Raw genomic sequence first — 23894 nt, 5'->3', positions numbered from 1 at the left:
AGGCCTATTTGGTCGCCATTTTTATTACATGTCTTTTCATATTAACTAACTAGAACTTTCGTCATTGGCGCTAAATGGTAATTATTATTTCCATTATCAACATATTATCCTCTCCATCAAATGACTTCTACCTTGGTTCGGATGCCACTTACGTTGGATACTAAAATGACAATTAATGATTTCAAACACTCTGATTTCTATCACATATTAAAAGTGGCTAAAGAGCTAAGTATTTCTATCTCACAGTTCGTAATAAGATCATGCCTAAATATCTTTAAAGGAGTAGTTTGGGCAAGTAAGAAAACGTATAGCTATGTGATGAGTGAATAACGCGAATAATCTCGATATAAATAAAAAACCTCGTAATCTTATAAAGTAACGAGGTTTTTATTATTAGCGCTGATGATCTGATTGATTTAAACGACTACTTACTAAACTTGCTACCATTATGGCCAAATAAAAACTTCCAATAAGCGACTCTAAAAAAACAAAGAACTTAGGGATCGGTAGCACTGGTGAAATATCACCATAACCTACGGTTGTTAGTGTTATAAAACTAAAATAAATAACTTCAAACAGGTTATCTATCCAAGCTTTATCTTCAATACCGTTAAATGACTGTGGAAAAATCTCTATTTGGATAAGATAAATAATTGCCCAAGACATTCCAAGTAATAGATAAACACAAACAGAGCCAACAATCTGGTTTCGACTAACGTAGTCAGTTAGCATTACTTGTTTTAGTGCCGTATAAGTATGAGATAGTAGAAAAAACAGTAATGCAGCTAATGTCACCAATGACAAATCATAATCTTCAAAAAATGAAAAAGAACCAGAAATGGCAGCAAGAGTAAGTAAAAAACCATACCAACTACGATAAAAGGTTTGTTTATGATTTACGCCGACAATAGACAATGCTAAACAAACAATAATGAGAGCCAAAATCATCTTTTGCCCTCCTTCAAATAATTGCTGCATCATTGCACTAGTGAACAATAAGCCTAATAAAGCAAAAAATAAGAAGTAAAAATTGTCATCCCTTGACACTTTTTTCATCTTTAATCCTCTTTTGCTTCACTGCCTAACCAAACCATAAAGAGCTGATACGTTAAACTCAGAACAACCGCACCAACAAATAAGCCAACAATGCCTGACATTGCCATTCCTCCTAATGCTCCTAATAAAATAACTAGCATAGGAATATCTGAACCTCTACTTAATAGCATTGGCTTAAGTACTGCATCGCTACCACTGACGATAATGCACCAAATAAGGAAAATAACAGCTGTCGTTGTTGTATCAACACTGAAGACATAAAAAATCACTGGTAGTAAAGCTAAGATAGGAGGAAGTTGAATTATCGCAACAAGCATAACAAGTAACATCCACAAACCAAGAGCAGGCACTCCAACGAAGGCCATCCCTATACCAGCCATAACTGATTGTATAACAGCAACACCAATAACCCCCTGCACGACACTTCTTACTGTAGTCTTCGACAATGTTGTTAATGCTTCGCCATGCTCACCCGTTAACCGCTCGGCAATTAAAATAAATGCACGTTCGCATTTATCAGCATTTGCCATAAAAGCCCCAGCTATAATTGTCGATATAATGAATTGGATAAATCCACCACCAAGGGACCCCACTAATGACGCCAACTTGCCGACAATTGCTTTAACTTCCTCTCCATACTTTACAAGCACACTTTCTAAATTAGATGATGCTTGAACCCCAAATGCATATGCTTTCTCGCCAATAACAGGCCAATCAGCCATACTTGCATCAGGTTTGGGAATAGAAATGGTTCCATCTTGATAACCCGTAATAAGTTCTGAACCGCTGGTATATAGTCCAGTAGAAATTGCAATCAATGGTATGAGCAAAAGCAATACACCAACAAAAGCCAGCCCTCCACTCATTTTACCTTTACTAAGTCCAAACTTATTATGCCCCCATGCAACTACGGGATATAAAGCGGTAGCAATAATCCCACCCCACACAACAAGTAAGATAAAAGGCCGCAATATTGAAAAACACCAATACACTAAAATAGCGATAGCTGCAATTTTAATAAATGCATCGATTGCCTGTTTCGAAAAGTTAACTTCAAGTTTCATAAACATTCCTTGTTATTTAAATGCACTTAAGTCTGCATATTTAAAAACTTCCAATAACGTGTTTCTAAGAAAAAAGAAACAACAATCATATAAATTCCAATTAGAAATAATTGAAATATCCGTATGAACATATTGTTATCAATATCACCAGAACTCATTAGAGTGCTGCCTAGTAAAACAAGTACCGTGCTAAACGCTGTTGCATATATAGGCGCTTTCTCTGGTTTAGTATAAATTTGAGTCGCCATTATTATGGCCACAAATGAAATAAATAAAGTGTAAAACACGATATTTGGCGCAAGACTTAAAATAGAGAAAACACCTATCGCGAGTAAGCCGCCAATGCTATTACTAATAATTAAAAAGGCACTTAACTTAACTGACTTTTCCCCCGTAATCATTAATGACAATAACGCGATAAACATCATAGTTAACAACGCTTCAGATATTTGAAAAATAAAGAAAAAACAGACAACTGGGAAAGAGATAATCATCGCTCTAAAAGCCGCATACCATCGTTGTTGTTTTGATAATGGAGAAGGTTGATAACCTGAGAACGTTGATTCTGGCTCTGGAAAATAAATATGAACAAAAGCAAAAATAAGTACTGCAACAACTCCTGAACTGCTTAACCCTGTAGCTAAAAAAACAGAGACCCCAGGATTTGATATAGCCATAAAAGGCAGCATTAATACGGCAATAATCAATATTGTGGCAAACAAATTCCATTTTGGATCAGTAAATAAATAATAGCCCCATAGCATCATTAATCCGATAAGAATTAACATAGGGACTGGATATTGAGTAATACCATTTGCTAAGAACAATCCAAGCACTATTGTCATTACCATCGCGATCATTAATTCATAAATAGTTTCTTTATTTAGATCAGGTTTATCTACTAAAAACTTAGCAACAAACACAGGGGCTACAAATGCCAGCGGCCAATCTATCCATGCCGCTAAAAACACAGCTAAACCAACACCTACGGTGTACCTAATTATCTTCGTTTGAATTCGAGTATTCTCGATAAGGCTATCGGACATAAGACATCAAACTCACAAAACGGATCCACAACTTACCAATCGTATTGAAAACAATGTTATTCCCACTGTAAACAATCACATCAGCTTGCCCACCAATACGTAATAACCCTGTTGTTTGTGAATGATCAAATTCAATCGCTATTGGGAGCATTTGAGTTTGACGCAACCAACCTGTCTGATTATTCGCTTGTGCTAATTTACCCGCTTGATTGTTTTGTCCCCAGTCTACTCCCCAATCAACGCTAGAAACGGTTCCTTTAATTACCTTTCCTGGTGCAAAATCGAGTGCGATATCAACCTCATCACCGACCTTAATATTACCTAAACTATTTTCACGAAAATAAGCTTCAATCCATATACTTTCAGTTGATACAAAAGTCATTATAGGTTGACCAGCAGAGGCATAGAAACCTTCAGATAGACTAAAATTAGAGACTCCTCCTGCTGTAGGTGCCTTTATCTCTGTTCTTGCTAAGTTAATTTGAGCTTGCTCTAAAGCTAATAATGCAGCTTTTATTTGACTATTATCTTCACCATCTGCGCCTAACTGACTTTTCGATTTTTCAAGATCAGCCTGAGCATTCGTCACACTAGCTCTTGCTGTTGCTATTGTTGCGCGAGCCTGATCGGCATCTGATTGAGACACGACACCTCGTTCAGCCATTTCGAGAATTCGAGCTGATTGTAGTTTTACATTTTCTAACTCAACGTTTGCACTCGTTAACCTTGCTTGTGAAGACGCAATCGCTGCTGTTTGAGCGCCAACATTCTGCCCTGCAATCTCTAAACTTTGTTCCGCCTGTTTTACCGCAATTTGATAATCAGCTGGGTTTAATTTAACTAGTACATCCCCCTGCTTAACCAACTGATTCGGCTGTACTAAGATATCAAAGACCTGACCAGATACTTCAGGTTTAATTGGAACTACATAACCTTTTACTCTCGCATTATCCGTTAATGGAATCACCCGATCTGAAATAATGCTAAACAATAATAAAACAGAGACTGTAATTAATAGATAATTCGTAATTTTCCGAACTTTATTTATCTTTTTAGGCGCTTCGCTAACATATTCTGCTTCATTTTCTTTTTTCGTTGCTTCTGTTTTTTCCGTCATAATTTATGCCTACTACTAATTGATTCCATTCATACATATGTATAGTTGTTTTCTGAGATAAATCGAGTGATGCTTGTCAAAATTCACTTATTATTTAATAGTTTATTTATATAAAAAATAATAGGGGGAATACTCTTATACATTGAATTTGAGGCCTCAGTCGCAAAGAGAATAAAAAATAAAATATATCAGACTATATAAGATTAAAACTTACCATTTTACGCCAATAATTAATCTTACAAATAAATGTGCAATAAAAAGGATCGCTATCTATGCAGAAAATAGCCTCAAAACCATTACCAATGATCCGCACTGGATATACAAAGATTCTTTTAGACGTGTTTTCAAAGCATGGTATCAACGTACAAGAACTATTAAATGATTCAGGCTTACCACCAGACTTATTTGAAACAGATAAAGATTATTTACCAGTAGAACCGGTTAAACGCCTTGTATATCTACTGTCTTCACAGGTTGGTGTAAATAGTTTTAGTGAATTATTACGCACTGCATTTCGTCAAAGAATAATACCTCAGATACTTAAACAATTTGATAGCACCGTAACCGTAAAGGAAGCACTTGAAAAAGTGAACATCATATTCAACCATGATTCACCAGGCAGCGAGATTACTTTTGAAAATGAATATGAGAAATACTGGCTCTGCCGTTCTGCCTCTTATGAAGATACGATTTATTTTATTTGGGGCGAAGTTTTTGCAGTCTTATATATTATTGAACTCATTCAAGCATTAACAAAATCAGATTGGTTTCCCGAACAAGTAAAGATACAACACGTTGATGATGAAGTAATTCGTTCAGCACTAAATCAAAAAACACAATTTTTTATATCACAAAGTAAAAGCGCATTATTGATTGATGAAAAAACACTTAACTCTACCGTTAAATTTATTCCATCAGATACAAAGCATAAAGAAGCATTGGTTGAGTGGCATTCTAGCTTCAGTGATAGTGTTTTTACCTCATTGCTCCCTTATGTTCGAGAGCACTCTTTAAACATCAAGCAAGCCGCTAAGTTATTGCAAATGACACCAAGGACTTTCCAACGTCGACTAAAAGAAGAACGAACGTCATTTAGGCAGCTAAAAGAAAGTCTTATCTTATCAATATCATGTGAATTAATGGAAGAAGGTCACTCATTGACCCATATATCAAGTCAGCTTGGTTATAATAATATTTCTCACTTTTCACGAGCATTTAAACGCATTAGTGGGCTAACACCAAAAATATATAAAAAGTCGATTTTGGGACTTGCCGAATAAATTTACCATTATACGCCAATCAATTTTCTTTCACTTTTAATACGAATAATGCTTAGGCAATATAATAAACATAAAAACATTACATCAATTTAATTAACGGTCAGGAATTATTATGAGCTCAGTAGAAAAAGAATATGGTTTTAACACTCCACAACGTTTGTTTGTAGGTTACACACTGGCAGTACTAGTCGATCTAACGGTTCTAAATTTTTTTGATGAATATTGGGATTTTGTTAATATCGAATCATTCACAATTTCCTTTGCTGCTGCAATCCTACTGCAACTATTGTTAAAACTCTCAATTAATGCAGAACATAGAATTGCTGATTACTTTAAAAACAAACCAGGAACAGCCCCGAAGATATACCGAGGATTAAGCAGCTATGTGATTTTAGTTGGTAGTAAGTTTGTTATGTTAGAAGCGATCAACATTCTATTTGGTGATAAGGTATCGTTTAATGGACCATTAAATGGTGTTGTCGCTTTCTTTGCTGTGGTATTTACCATCCTAATTGCAGAGATAACAGTATCTAAAATTTACTTTGCTTTAAGTGATAAAGAAAAGTAATACCAATGTAACTAATTAGATGATCTATTTATTACGCAGGAAAATCACTTAAGAGTAAGGCAACAATTCTTATAAGTAGTTATTCTACAATAATAATTCTTAACGTAGCTATTGAGTTATTTAACCAGTAATAATGATCAGATAATTAATGGAATTGGTATAATTGCCACTGTACATAAATTAATTTATAAAAAATGGCGACCAATACGGTCGCCATTTTTATTGAAAGTAATTAGAGAATAATTAACTTTATAGATCATTTACGTGCGTTTAATTGCTCAGCAAAATCTAACATACGATTTAATGGAATAAGTGATTTCACACGGATCTCTTCATCAACGAAAATCTCATGCTCTGCGCCACCTTCGTTTAAGGCTTTCTCAATCGCAACAAGACCATTCATCGCCATCCAAGGGCAATGCGCACAGCTACGGCAAGTTGCACCAGCTCCAGCAGTTGGAGCTTCTAATAATTCTTTTTCTGGAACCATTTGTTGCATCTTGAAGAAGATACCTTTGTCAGTTGCCACTATCATTTTTTGTTGCGGTAATTCTTTGGCAGCTTTAATTAATTGACTAGTAGAACCAACCGCATCTGCCAACTCAACCACACTGGCCGGTGACTCTGGGTGAACAAGAACAGCTGCATCAGGATTAAGTGCTTTTGCATCTTTTAATGCTTTTGCTGAGAACTCATCATGAACAATACATTCGCCCTGCCATAACAGCATATCAGCGCCTGTTTTGTTCGCAATATATGAACCTAAATGACGGTCTGGCCCCCAGATGATTTTTTTGTCTTCATCATCCAAGTGTTCAACTATCTCTAATGCAATACTTGATGTTACAACCCAATCAGCACGAGCTTTAACCGCTGCTGATGTATTCGCATATACAACAACAGTATGATCAGGATGGGCATCACAAAAATCTGTAAATTTGTCTGCAGGACAGCCTAAATCCAAAGAGCATTCAGCTTCTAATGTTGGCATTAAGATGGTTTTTTCAGGCGTTAAAATCTTCGCAGATTCACCCATAAATCGAACACCAGCAATGACTAATGTTTGTGCCTCATGACGATTACCAAACTTAGCCATTTCTAATGAATCACCAACAAAACCACCCGTTTCTTCAGCCAATGCTTGAATTTCAGGATCGGTATAGTAGTGAGCAATTAGTACCGCATTTTTATCGTTCAGTAACTGCTTAATTTTAGCTATGTATTGTGCTTTTTCATCAGCACTTAGCTTCGTAGGTTTTGGTGGAAAAGGATATACTGTGTCGACGTGATCTAAAATATGGCCCATTGCTCAGCTCATTAATTTTTAAAAATAATCTGAGCATTATACCCCTTATGGCATAGGCAGCAAGGCAGTGATAATAAAAAAGGAACTCATGAGCTCCTTTTTACTTTGGTATTATAACGACTTCAACTGCTTATCCGCTGTTTTAGCGGTAGTACTATCAGGGTACTCTTTAAGTACTTTTTGATAGTATTTTGTCGCAGCTGTTTTGTTATTGTTACGCTTAGCAAGCTCGCCTAATTTCAGTAACGCATCTGCGCGTTTATTAGAATCAGAATAACTTACTACTTTTGTAAAACTCTTAGCGGCTTCAATATCATTTTTTTGCGCAAAATACAGCTGACCTAGCCAATAATGTGCATTTGAGTTGTAAACCGAATCAGGATAGGCAGCAACAAAGTCTTGGAATGCTTTCGTTGCACCAGCATAATCTTTTTTCTTTAAGATTAAATCGACCGCTGTTTGATACGCTTCATTTTCGTTAGTATCAGTAGCATAAGCACCTGAAGATGAAGCATCTATTGAGTCAGCCGGTGTAGCTACAGGGGCTGGCTTTGCTGTTCTCAGTGTATCGATCTCAATGTATAGCTGACGTTGACGCTCTAGCATTTGTTCAAGTTCATAGCTATTACGCTCAACCGTGCCACGCATCTCTGATAACTCTTCAGATAAACCATCAAGTTGCTGCTGCAGTTGAAGCTGAATTTGATTACGGCTTTGAATTAAGCGCTCTAAACGCTCAATACTTGAGGAAGATGCTGGCGCAGAAGAATTTGACGTCGCATTTAAATCAGTGACTGGAGCAGGAGCGGCGACCACAAGGGTCGCCGCACTCGCCAGCAACGTAAGCGGAATAATTCGCTTAAGGTTACTGTATTTCATATAAGTCAGCCTTATAAACTGTCGATTAGTATACTAATACTGCACGACGGTTTTTAGCGTAATCTTCAGCAGATTGACCTAGTACTAGGGGCTTCTCTTCACCGTAGCTTACGATAGAGATTTGATCAGCTGAAACACCTAGAGCTTGTAGGTATTTAGAAACAGCTTGAGCACGACGCTCGCCTAGTGCGATATTGTACTCAGGAGTACCACGCTCATCGGCATGACCTTCAACAGTAACTTTAACATCAGCATTTGTGCTTAAGAAAGCTGCGTGAGCTGCAAGCATATCTTCATATTCAGAAGAAATTGTTGAGTTATCAAATGCGAAGTAAACAGTTTGCACTTTACGAAGCTCTTGCTCTGCTTGAGCACGAACTTCTTCTTCTGTCATTTGAGCATCAGCATCGATAGCTGAAACAACTGTTGTATCAGTTTGGCCTTCAGCGCCAGTTGTTTGAGTTTCTGCAGCATTTGTTGATTCTTGGCCAGCAGTACTGTCAGTTGCGCTGTCGCTAGAACTACAAGCAGAAAGAGCAACCACAGGCAGCGCGATTAAAAGACTCTTAAGAAGTTTATTTAGTTGCATTATATTTTCCTTATTTCCTAAATATTTAGTAGCTATAAAAATGGCGACCACGCTGGTGCCCTTACACGTCCGTTTGTCGCTGGTAAGCGAGCTTTAAAACGGCCATCTATAGAAACCATAGAAAGTACATTCTGTTTTCTATACATGGAACTGTAAATCACCATGCCGCCATTTGGCGCAATACTAGGTGACTCATCCAGTAGTGTCTTGGTTAAGACCTGGACGGCACCAGTTTCTAAATCTTGTTTCGCTAGATTGAATCCAGTCTCTGAGCGATTAACCATAACGATAAATTTACCGTCTGGAGTAATCTGCCCACCAAGATTTTGACTGCCTTGCCAGGTTAAACGTTTTGTTGAACCGTCTTGTAAATTTACTCTATAAATCTGAGGTTTACCACCCCGATCTGAAGTAAATATTAAAGACTTGTTATCAGGAGCCCAAAAAGGTTCCGTATTATTTGATCTTCCGCGCGTAATTTGACGCATTTTTTTCGTTTGCAAGTTTACAACGTACACTTGCAAGCTTCCTGTTTTTGACAACACAATAGCTAATTCTTTGCCATCATGTGAAAAACGAGGAGCCCCATTATGACGGGGGTAAGAAGCAATTAATTCTCTCTTACCGGTGTAAATATTCATAATAAAAACTTGTGATTTTCTATTTTCGAAACTTACATAAGCTAATTTCTTACCATCAGGTGACCATGCTGGTGACATGATTGGTTGTTTCGATTTTAAGACTAAACGTTCATTATAGCCATCATAGTCAGCGATACGTAGTTGATACTGATATTGCGCTTTATCATTCACGACAACATAAGCGACTCGAGTAAGAAAAGCCCCTCTTTCACCTGTCAGTTTTTCATAAACCACATCTGAAATACGGTGTGCATACTTACGAAGTTGCTTTGTCGATAAAGTCGCAACTTTGTTAACCAATATATGATCTTTTGTTGAAACTAATTCACCACTGGAATTAAGCGCTTTTGAATTGCCTTTTGTTAATTGACCACGAACGACATCAATTAATTTATAAGTAACTTCATATTTACCTTGAGCATTAAGCTTTACTTCACCAGTAACAATCGCATCAACCCCCATCTTAGTCCAAGCTTCGTAATTGATATCCGAATCTTTATATGGAGTTTGTGGCATTTTATTAGTCGCGACTGGACTGAATTTACCACTACGCTGCAAATCAGATGAAATGATAGCAGAAATATCTTGTGGTAACTTGCCTTCTCCGTGCCATTTAAAAGGCACAATGCCTATTGGTCTTGCTGAGTCGACCCCTTCTGTAATAACCAGCTCTAATTCTGCTCTTGCAATCTGACTAAAACTTAAACAGACAACAAAAAGAGTTAATATCCATCGTTTAAACACTTGCTCTTCCTTATTCTGGCTCTACCGTAAGGTTGATGTTTGTTAATTTAGTCACAACATCACCGTCAGTTGGCATTGGGAATACATTTACTTTTGTTACTGCCGTTTTCGCTGCACGACATACCTGTGCATCACCATTTAATGTGGTCACAGATAAAAGTAACCCTGATGACGCTAATTTAATTTTTACACGACAGCTTTTACCGACATAAGCCTCATCAACCAATAAATTCTGCTGGATCATCTGAGTATAAATAGCACCATATCGATTCACTTCGTCATCAATATGTTGTTGTTTCGCTGAACTATTTTGAACGGTTTCATCCTCTAAACCAGCAAAAATATCATTCAATGCCGCTTCTTTCTGTTTACGCTCAGCTTCTGCTTTCGCAGCTCGTGCTTTCTCTGCCGCTGCTTTTGCAACTCGCTCGGCTTCCGCTTTTGCTTTCTTATCTGCTTCTGCTTTCACGGCTTTTTCTTTCGCTAATTTTTCTTTAGCCAAACGTTCTTTTTCTGCCTTAGCTGCTCGTTCTTTGTCTATTCTGGCTTTCTCTGCTGACGCTTTCGCCGCTTTTTCTTTATCTGCTTTTACCTTGGCAACTCTGGCCGCTTCAGCCTTTGCTGCCGTCTCAGCTTTACGTTTTCGTTCATTCTCAGCGGCGACCGCTTTTTTTCGATCGTCTTCTGCTTTACGAGCGGCTTTTTTCTCTTTGACTTGCTGCTCTTTAAGCTTACGAATTCGATCTTCTTCTACTTTACGGTTTTTTTCCAATTGAGCAGCTTGCTGTTTTAATCGTTTTAAACGTTCTTTTTCTGCTCGTTCAGCTCTTTCTCTTTCTTGACGAATTTGAGATGCTTGCTTTGCAATAGTATTAGGATCAATAACAACCGCTTGGATCGTATTAGGCTTCGCCTTTTCATCCAAAGAAAAATCACTTCCAAAAAGCAGTGCTGCAACGAGTAGCAAATGCAACACGACAGAAACAATGATGGCGAAGGTGTAATTATTATCCGATTTCATCAATGATTATTCACTCTATTCCTTGAGATCGGTAAGTAATCCAACTTTACTTACCCCTGCACGGCTTAATTCATCAAGAACTAAAACTATCTCTGAATATGGCGTGCTAGCATCACCACCAACCGCAACGGGTGAATTAGGTTTAATACTCAGCTCAGCTTTAACGTTAGTGATCATCTCTTGCATTGACATTGGTCGACGAACCTCTTGGTTATCAACACTTAAACCAAGATTACCGTCTTTATCAACTTCAACAATAATAAACGTAGCATTTGGGTCTTCCCCTGCCATCGCTTGCGCTGATTTAGTATTCGTCATCTCTGGAAGTTCAACATCAACACCCTGAGTAACAAACGGAGCGGTTACCATAAAGATAATTAATAGTACTAGCATGACATCAATGTAGGGAACAACATTAATCTCAGCTGTTAATTTTCTCTTCTTAGGTTGATAGCCAGACATTACTTCTCCTGACTTGTCATTGCTTGGCGGTGCAAGATACTTGAGAACTCATCCATAAATGCAGCGTAGTTATGCTCTAGCTTACCTACTTTTACACTTAAACGGTTATATGCGATTACTGCTGGAATTGCCGCAAATAAACCCATAGCTGTAGCCACAAGTGCTTCTGCAATACCAGGAGCTACCATCGCTAACGTTGCTTGCTTTACCGCCCCTAATGCGATAAATGCATGCATAATGCCCCATACCGTACCGAACAAACCAATATATGGAGTAATAGAGCCAACCGTTGCTAAAAACGGTAAATTAGTTTCAAGGCTATCAACTTCACGCGATACTGTTACGCGCATAGCTCGAATTGTGCCATCCATAACCGCATCTGATGACGAACCATTAACACGAGATAAACGTGCGAATTCATTAAAACCAGAATAAAAGATTTTTTCTGTTCCGCTAATTCTTTCTTTACGAACTTTTACTTCATTAAATAATTGCGCAAGATCCATGCCTGACCAAAATTTATCTTCAAAACGTTCGGCATCGGTACGCGCAACAGCTAACACTTTTGAGCGTTTAAAAATCATCGCCCATGACATTACAGATAAGCTCAATAAAATAAGCATCACGATCTTAACTAATAAACTAGCTTGTAAAAATAGATCGAGAATTGATAATTCACCTGTCACAAGATATCTCCGATAATATAAATAGTGGTATCGCTGTTGGTTTCATTTTAGCGTTATCAATACAGGCTACCTTAACTGTAGCTTTGCACAATACTTTCCCTTCAAAATTAACCAATAACTGACAAAAGGTCAGTGATACCCTTTTAATTTCTGTTATGAATGTTTCAACAATAAGCTGCTCATCTAATCGAGCACCTTGAATAAAGTCCATCGTTACGTTTTTAACGACAAATCCGACTGATTTTTCTAAAAGCACTTGTTGGGAGACACCGTGTTGGCGTAATAATTCCGTTCGTGCCCGTTCAAAAAACTTAAGATAATTTGAATGGTAAACAACCCCACCAGCATCGGTATCTTCATAATAAATGGTTATAGGCCATTTAAATGCATTTTTATCCACGACACATTTCTCTTTTTATTGAAAAATCAGATGCTAACTATAACTGATAATTGACTATTTTCACTATATCAAATCTGGATTTTGGAGTTAAATCGTCAAAAAAAAGCGGTTCATTACCTTAAAAAGTAACAAACCGCTTAGTATGATGTTCCAATATACAAATTTTATTGGATGCTAAAACTACATGAAATAAAGGTAGCTAAAGTATCCCAAAATTAATATTGAAAAATACGGACTAAATAATAATTTCCAAATCCATTTCTGTGGAACAAATCCAACAGCAAAAATGAATGCCGTACATACCGAATAAATTAAGCTAGGAGCTAATAACCCATCAAAGCCACCAATTTGTTCTGAATATACCGTTGGCTCCCACATAAGCATTGCCATGTGAAAAATAGCCACCCCAACTAATAATAATCTTACGATAATATTATTAATTGGACGTTGAACATTATCTATTTTGTCAGCGAGATTACTCACTGTCTTTGTCCATCATTTCTGAATGCTCTAACCAAAGTGCATTAATGATTGCAAATGAACATGCTAGCAGCACGCCTAGAATCCATGCGAAATACCACATAATAAATATTCCTTAGTATAGAGACGTCTTGTTCTCTTCGATGAATTTAGCATCAAGACGACCAAACATTTTGTAGTACGTCCAAATAGTATAAGTAAGAATAATTGGAACCATTACAACAGCAACGCCTGTCATAATTTTCAATGTCAGCTCACTTGAAGTTGCATCCCACATAGTTAGACCATGATCTGGATTAAAGCTTGATGGCATTACGAATGGGAATAAAGCAAAACCAGACGTTAAGATAACACCAGCGTTCGTTAAGCTTGAACTTAAGAAAGCTAAACCACCAATATTTGCACGAGAAGCAATGATTGTAATGATTGGCATTACTACTGCTAGGATTGGAGCAATCCAAAGTAATGGGTATTCATTATAATTATTAAATAATGCGCCTACTTCACGAACAACTTCTTTATTCAATGGATCTGACGGTGCGTTATGATCAAGTACACTTGTAATAACATAACCTTCGATGCTTTGAGCCCAGAAGCCAGCAATAACAAATAGTACGATTACTGCTAAGCTACAGATCATCGCTACATTACGAGAGCGAGAATGAAGTTCATCCGTCGTTTTCATCTGTAGCCATGTTGCACCTTGCGTGATGAACATTGCAGAGCTAACTAAACCACACAATAATGCGAATGGGTTAAGCAATTCAAAGAAACCACCATGATAACTAAGCATCATTAGGTTGTTAAGCTCAAATGGTACACCTTGAAGTAGGTTACCAAATGCCACACCAAAAATGACAGGAGGAACAAAGCTACCGATAAAGATTGCTGTATCCCACGCTGAACGCCAGCGTTTGTCTTCAATTTTAGAACGGTAATCAAAGCCTACAGGGCGGAACCACAATGACGCTAATGTTACGATCATCGCTAGGTAAAAACCTGAGAATGATGCAGCGTAAACGAGTGGCCATGCAGCAAATAGAGCACCACCAGCAGTGATTAACCATACTTGGTTACCATCCCAATGAGGCGCGATTGAGTTAATCATAACTCGACGTTCTGAATCAGTTTTACCGATAACGGGTACTAGTGCACCAACACCCATATCGAAACCATCTGTTACAGCGAAGCCAATCAGTAATACACCGATCAATGCCCACCAAACAAATCGCAATACTTCGTAATCAAACATTGCTCAAATCTCCGTTTTTATGCTTCTACTTGACGAGTTAATTTCGCTTCTGAATCTTGACCATCTTGCTCAAAGTGGTAGCGGCCCGTTTTCAGGCTACTTGGACCTTTGCGCGCGAACTTCACCATTAGGTAAACTTCAGCAATCAAGAATATCGTGTATAAACCAATGATTGCAGCCATTGAGATTAGAATCTCTGTTGCTGTCAATGCTGATGCTGCAACGTTAACTGGTAGAATTTCACCAACAGCCCATGGTTGACGGCCATACTCTGCAACAAACCAACCTGCTTCAATCGCGATCCATGGTAGCGGCATACCAAATAAGGCAGCTTTAAGTAACCACGATTTTTGACCAATTTTCTGACGGCATGTCTGAACAAAAGCAAAACCAAAGATAAGTAGCATTGCTACACCACAAGCAACCATAATACGGAACGAGAAGAACAGAGGCCATACTGTAGGGATTGAGTCATCCGCAGCCGCTTTAATTTGCTCTTCTGTTGCATCAACAACTTTATCGGTATAACGCTTAAGTAATAAGCCATACCCTAAGTCATGCTTAACATCATCAAACGCAGCGATGTTTTCCGGTGTTTTATCACCATTACGTAATTTTTCTAGCAATTCGTAAGCAATCATACCGTTACGGATACGCACTTCGTGCTGTTCTTTTAAATCACGTAAACCTGTTACTTGTTTATCAAATGAACGGGTTGCAATAATACCCATTACATATGGGATCTTAATTGCATAATCAGTTTCCATCGATTCTTGGTTTGGTAAACCAAAAACAGTAAAGGCTGCAGGTGCTTCTTCTGTATGCCACTCAGCTTCAATTGCTGCTAGCTTAACTTGTTGAACTTCACCTAGCTCATAACCAGATTCATCACCAAGTACCATTACAGATAAGATTGATGCCATACCAAAAGAAGCAGCGATAGCAAATGAACGACGTGCAAACGCAACATCACGGCCTTTAAGTAGGTAGTAAGAACTTACACCAAGAACAAACATTGCACCACAAGTGTAACCAGAAGCAACGGTATGAACGAATTTAACTTGAGCAACTGGGTTTAACACCACTTCTGCAAAGCTAACCATTTCCATACGCATTGTTTCAAAGTTAAATTCAGCACCCACAGGGTTCTGCATCCAACCATTAGCAACTAGAATCCAAAGTGCTGAGAAGTTAGAACCTAAAGCAACCAACCACGTTACTGTAAGGTGCTGACGTTTTGATAAACGATCCCAACCAAAGAAGAATAAACCTACAAAAGTAGATTCTAGGAAGAAAGCCATTAGTGCTTCGATGGCAAGAGGTGCCCCGAAGATATCACCAACATAGTGAGAATAATAAGCCCAGTTAGTACCAAACTGGAACTCCATCGTTAGGCCCGTAGCAACACCTAATGCGAAGTTAATACCAAACAATTTACCCCAGAACTTTGTCATGTCCTTGTAGATTTGTTTGTCTGTCATTACATATAAAGACTCCATGATAGCCAATAAAAAGGCCATACCTAAAGTCAGAGGAACGAATAGGAAGTGATACATCGCTGTCATTGCAAACTGCAATCGCGATAACTCCACTACATCAGTGATCATGAGAACTCCTTTGTGTCAGGCTGAATGACACAGTGCTTTCACTCTATTTGGGTGAATGTGACACTATTTTATGGCTCTAATAGTTATAACCGTATTGGTAACCATAAAGTGTTACATGATTGTGTAAAAAACGTTAGCTTAATGTTAAGCATAACCTAATATAGAACTCGCTAATATTAATAGGAAACACGATATCTTTCAAAAGATTTGTCCCTTTTTTGAAAGTTAATTACAGTTTTTTTTACATAAACACATGTTTTTCACACTTTACACATTTCTCATACGAAAAAACGGATGATTTTGATCACCCGCTTTCACTAAACTTATTATTTTATTAATGTACTATGACAAATTATGAATAGGTAACTTTTGACTATTTCTCTGGTCTATCAATGCCAAAATGCAAATAAGCTCGATCAGAAACTATTCGCCCTCTTGGTGTTCGCTGTAAGTAACCTTGTTGAATTAAGTAAGGTTCGATGACATCTTCAATCGTATCTCTTTCTTCACCAATCGCTGCAGCAATATTATCAAGACCAACCGGACCACCATCAAATTTTTCCATAATGGCCAATAAAAGTTTTCTATCCATGTAATCAAAACCACGGACATCAACATCAAGCATGTTCAACGCTTTGTCTGCAATCTCAGAAGATATATGACTATCGCTCATTACATCTGCATAATCTCGTACTCGACGTAATAATCGGTTGGCAATACGTGGTGTACCACGAGCGCGACGGGCAACTTCCAATGCACCTTCAGATTCCATCGATAAATTCAGGCAATCAGCACTACGCTGAACAATATATTGAAGATCATCGACTTTGTAATACTCTAATCGCTGCACAATACCAAAACGATCACGCAATGGGGACGTTAGTGAACCAGCCCTTGTCGTTGCACCGATAAGAGTAAAAGGTGGTAAGTCAATTTTAATAGAACGAGCTGCAGGGCCCTCACCAATCATAATATCTAACTGATAATCTTCCATTGCAGGGTACAGTATTTCTTCAACAACAGGGCTTAATCGATGGATCTCATCAATAAATAAAATGTCGTTTTCTTCTAAGTTAGTCAGAAGCGCCGCCAAATCTCCTGCTTTTTCAAGAACAGGACCAGAAGTCGTACGAATATTTACTTCCATCTCGTTGGCAACGATATTCGCTAATGTCGTTTTACCCAAGCCTGGAGGACCAAAAATCAATAGATGATCGAGGGGTTCATTACGCATTTGCGCTGCTTTAATGAAAATTTCCATCTGGCTGCGAACATGGTCTTGACCTCGATAGTCTTCTAATTTCTTCGGACGTATCGCTCGATCGATGACTTCTTCTTCACGAAAAACAGGGGTATCAGCAGCAATAAGGCGATCAGCTTCAATCATAAAATGGCACTCAGCGATTCAATAAATAAATAGTAGTAAGTAAAAAACAATTAATAGAAAACATTAAATGATATTAGATCATCGATTTTAATGATTCACGGATTAGCGCTTCACTTGTCATATCAGGTTTTGCTACTTGAGAAACAATTTTAGACGCTTGTACTGGCTTATAACCAAGGGATATCAGTGCACTTACAGCTTCATCTTGTGCACTTTGAGGAGAGGAAATTAAATCAGAACTATCATCCATCGGCGCAGCATCAGCTGCCGGTGTAAATAAATCACCAGCTCCCCAGCCTTTAAGACGATCTTTCATTTCAACCACTAAACGCTCTGCTGTCTTCTTTCCAACACCAGGCAATTTTACTAATGTCGAAATATCTTCACGCTCTACGCTTTGTACAAATTGAGATGCTGTCATGCCAGATAAAATAGCAAGACCAAGTTTAGGACCCACACCATTTGCTTTAATTACTTCTCTAAATAATGCACGCTCTTTTTTGGTATTAAAACCATACAATAATTGTGCATCTTCACGAACAACATAATGAATATATACAATAGCTTCAGTGCCAATCTCTGGTAATTCATAAAAACAACTCATTGGCATTTGGACTTCATAGCCAATACCACTGACTTCAATTAATAGTTCTGGTGGTTGTTTTTCTAATAAATTTCCACGAAGGCGTCCGATCACAATAGATACTCTTTAAAAATAATTAACTGATTTGAATAGTAATAAAGAACTGGATAGATATCCAGTAAAAGAAATGAGAATTTACAATATGCTAGACATCTAACGGTAGCGCCCACGCCTTGCACCTGTTGCTTTCCCAGCGAGTGCGATTAAGGTTTTATTGGTATTAGCATGACAAATCGCAACCCCTAACCCATCGGCAGCATCGGCTTGTGGTTTTGCCGGAAGTTTCAACATTGTCATAACCATGTGCTGGACTTGTGCTTTATCTGCCCCACCCGTTCCTGTTACTGCTTGTTTAATTAAACGAGCTGCATATTCGTATACTGGCAAATCTGCATTTACTGCAGCAACAATTGCGCTTCCTCTTGCTTGTCCTAACTTTAAGGCTGAATCCGCATTTTTAGACATGAAAACTTGTTCAATGGCGAATACATCCGGTTGGAATTGAGTAATGATTTCAGAAACACCTGCGTATATTTGTTTTAAACGACCAGGAAGTTCTTTCTCTGACATACGAATACAGCCACTACCCAAATATTGAAGGTGACGGCCATTTTGACGGATAACGCCATACCCTGTGATCCGAGAGCCTGGATCAATTCCTAAAATGATAGACATAGTAAAACCACTGATTATTTATACATGTATATTAGCTAGATACCACTATAAACTCAAGGCATTCGTAATGTACGACTTTCTCATTTTAAATATAACAGATACAAAAATGCCCGCATTACACGGGCATTTTTAAGAATAAAGATAACTTAAATTAAGCGTCTTTTTTCTCAGCAATTTTTACTGCAATCGCTAATTCCTCAAGAGACTCAGGATTAGCAAGACTTGGCGCATTCGTTAGTAGACACGCTGCTGCTGTTGTTTTCGGGAAGGCGATAACATCACGGATGTTTTCAGTGCCACAAAGAAGCATTGCTAAACGGTCAAGACCGAATGCAAGACCTGCATGTGGCGGCGTACCGTACTTAAGCGCTTCAAGTAAGAAACCAAATTTCTCATGTTGCTCTTTCTCTTCGATACCTAGGATACCAAATACCGCTGTTTGCATTTCTGCATTGTGAATACGAACAGAACCACCACCCACTTCATAGCCATTAATAACCATGTCGTACGCATCAGAGTTTGCTGCTGCTGGGTTTGCTTTAAGCTCTTCAGCGGTAACACCTAAAGGAGATGTGAATGGGTGATGCATCGCGTGCAAGTTACCTTCGCCATCTTCTTCAAACATTGGGAAATCAATAACCCAAAGTGGAGCCCAAGCTTTCTTATCTGTAAGCTCAAGATCATCACCTAATTTAATACGTAAAGCGCCCATTGCTTCTGCAACGATGCCTGCTTTATCTGCACCAAATAAAATGATATCGCCAGTTTCAGCTTCAGTACGCTCTAAAATGCTGTTTACGATATCTTCGCTTAGGAACTTAGCAACAGGAGATTGAACACCTTCGAATCCTGCAGCACGATCGTTCACTTTCATCCAAGCTAGACCTTTCGCGCCGTAGATACCTACGAACTTACCGTATTCATCAATTTGCTTACGAGACAGTGATGCGCCACCAGGAACACGAATAACCGCTACACGGCCTTTTTCATCGTTAGCAGGACCAGCGAATACTTGGAATTCAACTTCTTTAAGAAGATCAGCAACGTCAACTAACTCTAATGGGTTACGTAGATCTGGCTTATCAGAACCAAAACGACGGATCGCTTCTGAGAATGGCATGATTGGGAATTGACCAAGTTCAACATCTAATAGCTCTTTCCACATATCATGAACTAGACGCTCTGTGATTTCACGAACTTGAGTCGATGATAAGAAAGACGTTTCGATATCGATTTGGGTAAATTCAGGTTGACGGTCAGCACGTAAATCTTCATCACGGAAACATTTAACGATTTGATAATAACGGTCAAAACCAGACATCATCAAAAGTTGCTTAAACAACTGTGGTGATTGTGGAAGTGCGTAGAAACTGCCTTTATGAACACGGCTCGGTACTAGGTAATCACGAGCGCCTTCTGGCGTTGCTTTTGTTAGTACTGGAGTTTCAATATCTAAGAATAGATTTTCATCTAAGAAACGACGAACAAAGCTAGATGCGCGAGCACGTAACTTGATGCGATCACTCATTTCTGGACGACGTAAATCAATGTAACGGTACTTGAGGCGTTGCTCTTCTGAATTTGTTTGATTGAAATCCAACGGAAGCGCTTCTGAACGGTTGATGATCTCAAGACCTGTCGCGTAAAGTTCAACTTCACCCGTAGCCATGTCTTTATTTACTTGGCTGTCAGGACGAACACGTACTTCACCAGTAAATTTGATACAGAACTCATTACGCAGTTGGTTAGCGATTGAGAAGATATCTTTCATATCTGGATCAACAACTACCTGAACGATACCTTCACGATCTCGCATATCAATAAAGATAAGACCGCCTAAGTCACGGCGGCGGTTTACCCAGCCGCAAAGTTCTACAGTTTGCCCTGCAAGGGACTTGTTCAGGTTACCACAGTAATGGGTGCGCATGATGATTTTCCCAATCTAATATACATATCAATAGTAAATGCAATAAAAAGCCTACTGCACTTCTCATAAACCGATTTACGTTTGCTAAAATGACTAATAAAACAGCTACTTTGCTGTATTAATATACAAAACGTAAAAATATAGCGCCATTATAAAGGAAAAACATTCTAACGACATAGCAAGGAGTAAAAAAAGTTCACTTTCAATTCTCATTGGCCTAAAGACTTTAAGATAAGAATTAACTACAATAGTGTCATCATGTGCAGGAGAGCACTGATGTATGCAATTCTAGGTAAGTAGAACACACCAATATTTACCTAGAATGGATATAAATAAGTACGGATAAACAACGTGCCTTTGTGAGAATACCATGGCTAACCCTGATACTATTTTTTCAACACCTATTGATAAAATCGGCGACTTTACTTTTGATGAACGAGTCGCAGAAGTCTTCCCTGATATGATACAGCGCTCTATTCCGGGTTACAGTAATATAATCTCAGCAATCGGAATGCTAGCAGAACGTTACGCTAAGCCCCATTCAACAGTCTATGATTTAGGCTGTTCTTTAGGTGCAGCAACATTATCTATGCGTCGTCATATCAATCAAGAAGGGTGTCAAATCATTGGTGTCGATAATTCATCAGCAATGGTTGAGCGTTGTCGTCTACTGATTAATGCTTACCGTTCAGATACACCAGTATCAATTATAGAAGCAGATATTCGTGATGTAGATATACAAGATGCCTCGGTGGTGGTGTTAAATTTCACATTACAATTTCTAGCTCCTGTCGATCGACGAGCATTATTAGAAAAAATCTATGCTGGTTTACGCCCTGGCGGTATTCTCATTTTATCTGAAAAATACATTTTTGAAGATGACACGGCAAATGAATTGCTTATTGATTTACACCATGATTTCAAACGTGCTAATGGCTACAGTGAGCTAGAAATAAGCCAAAAGCGCAGCGCAATCGAACATGTAATGCTGCCAGATCCAATTGATACCCATAAAGAACGTTTTAAAGACATTGGTTTTAAAAGTGCAGAAGTATGGTTCCAATGCTTCAATTTCGGATCTATGTTTGCCATTAAATAATCGCAATATTGCCATTTATTTTTTCTAATTTATTAATTTAAGATACCTCAATGATTAATTTTGCTAATTTTTATACGCTCGTTTCTCAAGATACCATTCTCCAGCCTTGGTTAAACACTTTACCTCAGCAATTAACTGATTGGCAAAATGCAGAACATGGTGACATCGAACGTTGGACAAAAGCGTTAAAGAAAATCCCTGAAGGCTGTGCTGATAATATCGATTTAAAATCATCAGTGACTCTGTCAAACAATGCCCCTTTAATTAATGGAGAGCGTAAAAAGTTAGAAAACTTATTACAAACCTTTCATCCTTGGCGTAAAGGGCCTTTTACGGTTCATGATATTCATATTGATACAGAGTGGCGCTCAGATTGGAAATGGGATCGATTACTGCCTCACATTACCCCACTTAAAAACCGCTCAGTTTTAGATGTGGGTTGTGGTAATGGTTACCACATGTGGCGTATGCTAGGCGAAGAAGCTCGCTTATGTGTTGGTATTGACCCATCACATTTATTTTTAATTCAATTCGAAGCCATTCGTAAATTAATGGGCAATGACCAACGCGCGCATTTATTACCATTAGGTATTGAACAGCTTCCTGAACTAAATGCATTTGATACAGTATTTAGTATGGGCGTGCTTTATCACCGTCGCTCTCCACTTGACCATTTGATTCAATTAAAAAATCAATTAGTCGCAGGTGGTGAACTAGTATTAGAAACACTCGTCATTGATGGCGATGAAAACGCGGTATTAATGCCTGTTGACCGTTATGCTCAAATGCGTAATGTTTTCTTCTTCCCATCTGCGCGAGCATTAAAAGTATGGTTAGAAAGCGTTGGTTTTGTAGATGTTAAAATTGTGGATGAATGCGTTACTACAACAGGAGAACAACGCTCAACGGAATGGATGAAACACAATTCTCTACCAGAATACTTAGACCCAAATGATCCAACAAAAACAATTGAAGGCCACCCTGCTCCTAAGCGTGCGATCTTAATTGCTAAAAAACCTGACTAAACGCTAACATTGTGGGGCTATCCGCTCCTATTTATTATCGTTACTATGCACATGTTAATTTAACTCAACGGAACATAAAATGATCCAACGAATTCTACCACTGGTTGCTATTTTAAGCCTTTCAGGATGCGCACTGACTCAACAAGCAACACCAGTCGCTTCAGATAATACAGAAACAGTTGCAGCCATTAAGTCTATGGAAACCAATCTAAATACTCGTTTAGATGGTATGGAAGCAAAAATTGAGACTCAAAATGACTATATTTCCACATTAGAAAAAGAGTTATCGAATGTATCAGAAGAGCTATCGATGGTTCGAACTGAACAAACCAAAATTCAAACAAGTATAAAGCAAGCGACTTCTAAAAAGGCTCGCTTAGCACCAGTTCCAGTTTCTATGCAAACGCAATCACTAAAAGACACGCTTATTTTAGGTGCCATTGAAAACGTAGAAATTGCTGATATACAACAAAAATTCAGTGCTCGTATAGACACAGGAGCAACGACTTCTTCTCTTAATGCTGTCGATCTTCAAGAGTTTGAACGCAATGGTACTCAGTGGGTTCGATTCCACTTAGTTAATCAAAACGCAAAAACAGAAGATGGCAAATTAGAATGGATCACAGCTCCTGTAATCCGTAATGTTAAAATTCGTCAATCAACAACTGAAGAAGCTCAACGTCGCCCTGTTGTTGAATTATGGATCAAACTTGGAGCAATCAATGAAAAAGTGCAGTTTACTCTTGCAGATCGCTCTCACATGACCCATTCTGTTTTATTAGGTAGAGAGTTTATACAAGATATTGCTGTTATCGATGTCAGTAAAGAGTTTGTTCAAAGCAAAAAATAGCTCCTACCTCAAATAAGCGGTAATTTATTCAATATGTTAGTAGCATAAATTACCGCTTGAATTATAATTATCTTCCACTTATGCCATCAC

The 23894-nt window shown here is 38.2% G+C and carries 25 protein-coding genes; 5 read left to right on the top strand and 20 right to left on the bottom strand.

Translation table 11 applies throughout. The features are described 5' to 3' along the window. Positions 1 to 393 precede the first annotated feature (393 nt). The 4 genes from BTO22_RS04260 to BTO22_RS04245 are packed head-to-tail and all read right to left on the bottom strand — an operon-like array spanning position 394 to position 4283. Complete coding sequence (locus BTO22_RS04260) at positions 394 to 1056, bottom strand: potassium channel family protein (RefSeq protein ID WP_105054418.1); 663 nt, start codon at positions 1054 to 1056, stop codon at positions 394 to 396. Between the two features lie 2 nt (positions 1057 to 1058). Then, a complete protein-coding gene (locus BTO22_RS04255; RefSeq protein WP_105054417.1) occupies positions 1059 to 2120 on the bottom strand; it encodes an AI-2E family transporter in 1062 nt (353 codons plus the stop codon). Positions 2121 to 2146: 26 nt separating this feature from the next. Then, positions 2147 to 3166, bottom strand: coding sequence for a DUF2955 domain-containing protein (locus BTO22_RS04250; protein ID WP_105054416.1), 1020 nt, complete (start codon positions 3164 to 3166; stop codon positions 2147 to 2149). Beyond that, a complete protein-coding gene (locus BTO22_RS04245; protein WP_105054415.1) occupies positions 3156 to 4283 on the bottom strand; it encodes an HlyD family secretion protein in 1128 nt (375 codons plus the stop codon). The genes BTO22_RS04250 and BTO22_RS04245 overlap by 11 nt, the downstream gene beginning before the upstream one ends. Positions 4284 to 4555: 272 nt before the next feature. Between BTO22_RS04245 and BTO22_RS04240 the strand changes: the two genes are divergently transcribed. Continuing rightward, positions 4556 to 5563 (top strand): helix-turn-helix domain-containing protein, encoded by a 1008-nt coding sequence (locus BTO22_RS04240; protein WP_105054414.1) that lies wholly within the window; start codon positions 4556 to 4558, stop codon positions 5561 to 5563. A 112-nt stretch (positions 5564 to 5675) separates the two neighbouring features. Then, positions 5676 to 6131, top strand: coding sequence for a hypothetical protein (locus BTO22_RS04235; protein ID WP_061001958.1), 456 nt, complete (start codon positions 5676 to 5678; stop codon positions 6129 to 6131). 256 nt (positions 6132 to 6387) lie between these two features. Here BTO22_RS04235 and nadA read toward each other — a convergent pair whose 3' ends face one another. The 16 genes from nadA to aspS all read right to left on the bottom strand — a co-directional run bounded on the left by nadA (position 6388) and on the right by aspS (position 20830). Next, entirely contained in the window at positions 6388 to 7437 is a 1050-nt protein-coding gene (nadA, locus tag BTO22_RS04230; protein WP_060990585.1) for a quinolinate synthase NadA, read from the bottom strand. A gap of 111 nt (positions 7438 to 7548) precedes the next feature. After that, the gene (ybgF, locus tag BTO22_RS04225) at positions 7549 to 8316 is read right to left on the bottom strand and encodes a tol-pal system protein YbgF (protein ID WP_105054413.1); all 768 of its coding nucleotides are present in this window, start codon (positions 8314 to 8316) and stop codon (positions 7549 to 7551) included. Positions 8317 to 8341: 25 nt separating this feature from the next. After that, positions 8342 to 8905: a peptidoglycan-associated lipoprotein Pal gene (pal, locus tag BTO22_RS04220; protein ID WP_105054412.1), complete on the bottom strand. Its 564-nt coding sequence runs from the start codon at positions 8903 to 8905 to the stop codon at positions 8342 to 8344. 32 nt (positions 8906 to 8937) lie between these two features. Beyond that, positions 8938 to 10290, bottom strand: coding sequence for a Tol-Pal system beta propeller repeat protein TolB (tolB, locus tag BTO22_RS04215; RefSeq protein ID WP_105054411.1), 1353 nt, complete (start codon positions 10288 to 10290; stop codon positions 8938 to 8940). A 10-nt stretch (positions 10291 to 10300) separates the two neighbouring features. Beyond that, on the bottom strand, positions 10301 to 11311 hold the full coding sequence (gene tolA, locus BTO22_RS04210; RefSeq protein WP_105054410.1) for a cell envelope integrity protein TolA: 1011 nt from the start codon (positions 11309 to 11311) through the stop codon (positions 10301 to 10303). A gap of 15 nt (positions 11312 to 11326) precedes the next feature. Continuing rightward, a complete protein-coding gene (tolR, locus tag BTO22_RS04205) occupies positions 11327 to 11773 on the bottom strand; it encodes a protein TolR (RefSeq protein WP_060990580.1) in 447 nt (148 codons plus the stop codon). After that, positions 11773 to 12459: a protein TolQ gene (gene tolQ, locus BTO22_RS04200; RefSeq protein ID WP_105054409.1), complete on the bottom strand. Its 687-nt coding sequence runs from the start codon at positions 12457 to 12459 to the stop codon at positions 11773 to 11775. Before tolQ ends, tolR begins: the two co-directional genes overlap by 1 nt. Beyond that, complete coding sequence (ybgC, locus tag BTO22_RS04195) at positions 12449 to 12859, bottom strand: tol-pal system-associated acyl-CoA thioesterase (protein ID WP_105054408.1); 411 nt, start codon at positions 12857 to 12859, stop codon at positions 12449 to 12451. Before ybgC ends, tolQ begins: the two co-directional genes overlap by 11 nt. A 180-nt stretch (positions 12860 to 13039) precedes the next feature. Then, positions 13040 to 13342 carry a cyd operon YbgE family protein gene (locus tag BTO22_RS04190; protein ID WP_105054407.1) on the bottom strand — a complete coding sequence of 101 codons (303 nt, stop codon included), beginning with the start codon at positions 13340 to 13342 and terminating at the stop codon, positions 13040 to 13042. Then, the gene (cydX, locus tag BTO22_RS04185) at positions 13335 to 13442 is read right to left on the bottom strand and encodes a cytochrome bd-I oxidase subunit CydX (protein WP_012550467.1); all 108 of its coding nucleotides are present in this window, start codon (positions 13440 to 13442) and stop codon (positions 13335 to 13337) included. The genes BTO22_RS04190 and cydX overlap by 8 nt, the downstream gene beginning before the upstream one ends. A gap of 12 nt (positions 13443 to 13454) precedes the next feature. Continuing rightward, a complete protein-coding gene (cydB, locus tag BTO22_RS04180; RefSeq protein WP_105054406.1) occupies positions 13455 to 14591 on the bottom strand; it encodes a cytochrome d ubiquinol oxidase subunit II in 1137 nt (378 codons plus the stop codon). 17 nt (positions 14592 to 14608) lie between these two features. Continuing rightward, positions 14609 to 16195, bottom strand: a complete 1587-nt coding sequence (gene cydA, locus BTO22_RS04175; RefSeq protein ID WP_181044610.1) for a cytochrome ubiquinol oxidase subunit I — start codon at positions 16193 to 16195, stop codon at positions 14609 to 14611. A 376-nt stretch (positions 16196 to 16571) separates the two neighbouring features. After that, positions 16572 to 17585: a Holliday junction branch migration DNA helicase RuvB gene (gene ruvB / locus BTO22_RS04170; RefSeq protein ID WP_105054404.1), complete on the bottom strand. Its 1014-nt coding sequence runs from the start codon at positions 17583 to 17585 to the stop codon at positions 16572 to 16574. A 73-nt stretch (positions 17586 to 17658) separates the two neighbouring features. Then, complete coding sequence (ruvA, locus tag BTO22_RS04165; RefSeq protein WP_105054403.1) at positions 17659 to 18282, bottom strand: Holliday junction branch migration protein RuvA; 624 nt, start codon at positions 18280 to 18282, stop codon at positions 17659 to 17661. A gap of 99 nt (positions 18283 to 18381) precedes the next feature. Next, positions 18382 to 18903, bottom strand: a complete 522-nt coding sequence (gene ruvC, locus BTO22_RS04160; protein ID WP_105054402.1) for a crossover junction endodeoxyribonuclease RuvC — start codon at positions 18901 to 18903, stop codon at positions 18382 to 18384. A 151-nt stretch (positions 18904 to 19054) separates the two neighbouring features. Next, positions 19055 to 20830, bottom strand: coding sequence for an aspartate--tRNA ligase (gene aspS / locus BTO22_RS04155; RefSeq protein ID WP_105054401.1), 1776 nt, complete (start codon positions 20828 to 20830; stop codon positions 19055 to 19057). A gap of 370 nt (positions 20831 to 21200) precedes the next feature. Here aspS and cmoA point away from each other — a divergent pair, with 370 nt between their 5' ends. From cmoA to BTO22_RS04140, 3 genes are all read left to right on the top strand, one after another. After that, entirely contained in the window at positions 21201 to 21929 is a 729-nt protein-coding gene (gene cmoA, locus BTO22_RS04150; protein ID WP_105054400.1) for a carboxy-S-adenosyl-L-methionine synthase CmoA, read from the top strand. A gap of 50 nt (positions 21930 to 21979) precedes the next feature. Next, positions 21980 to 22954, top strand: coding sequence for a tRNA 5-methoxyuridine(34)/uridine 5-oxyacetic acid(34) synthase CmoB (cmoB, locus tag BTO22_RS04145; RefSeq protein ID WP_105054399.1), 975 nt, complete (start codon positions 21980 to 21982; stop codon positions 22952 to 22954). A 79-nt stretch (positions 22955 to 23033) separates the two neighbouring features. Beyond that, entirely contained in the window at positions 23034 to 23804 is a 771-nt protein-coding gene (locus BTO22_RS04140; protein ID WP_105054398.1) for a putative ATP-dependent zinc protease, read from the top strand. The last annotated feature ends 90 nt before the right edge of the window (positions 23805 to 23894 follow it).

This window comes from Aliivibrio sifiae (genome assembly GCF_002954705.1).
In the GTDB taxonomy this organism is placed as follows: Bacteria; Pseudomonadota; Gammaproteobacteria; order Enterobacterales; family Vibrionaceae; genus Aliivibrio; species Aliivibrio sifiae_A.
Note: the sequence above shows the minus strand (reverse complement) of the source record. Positions and strands in the feature narration are given on the sequence as shown.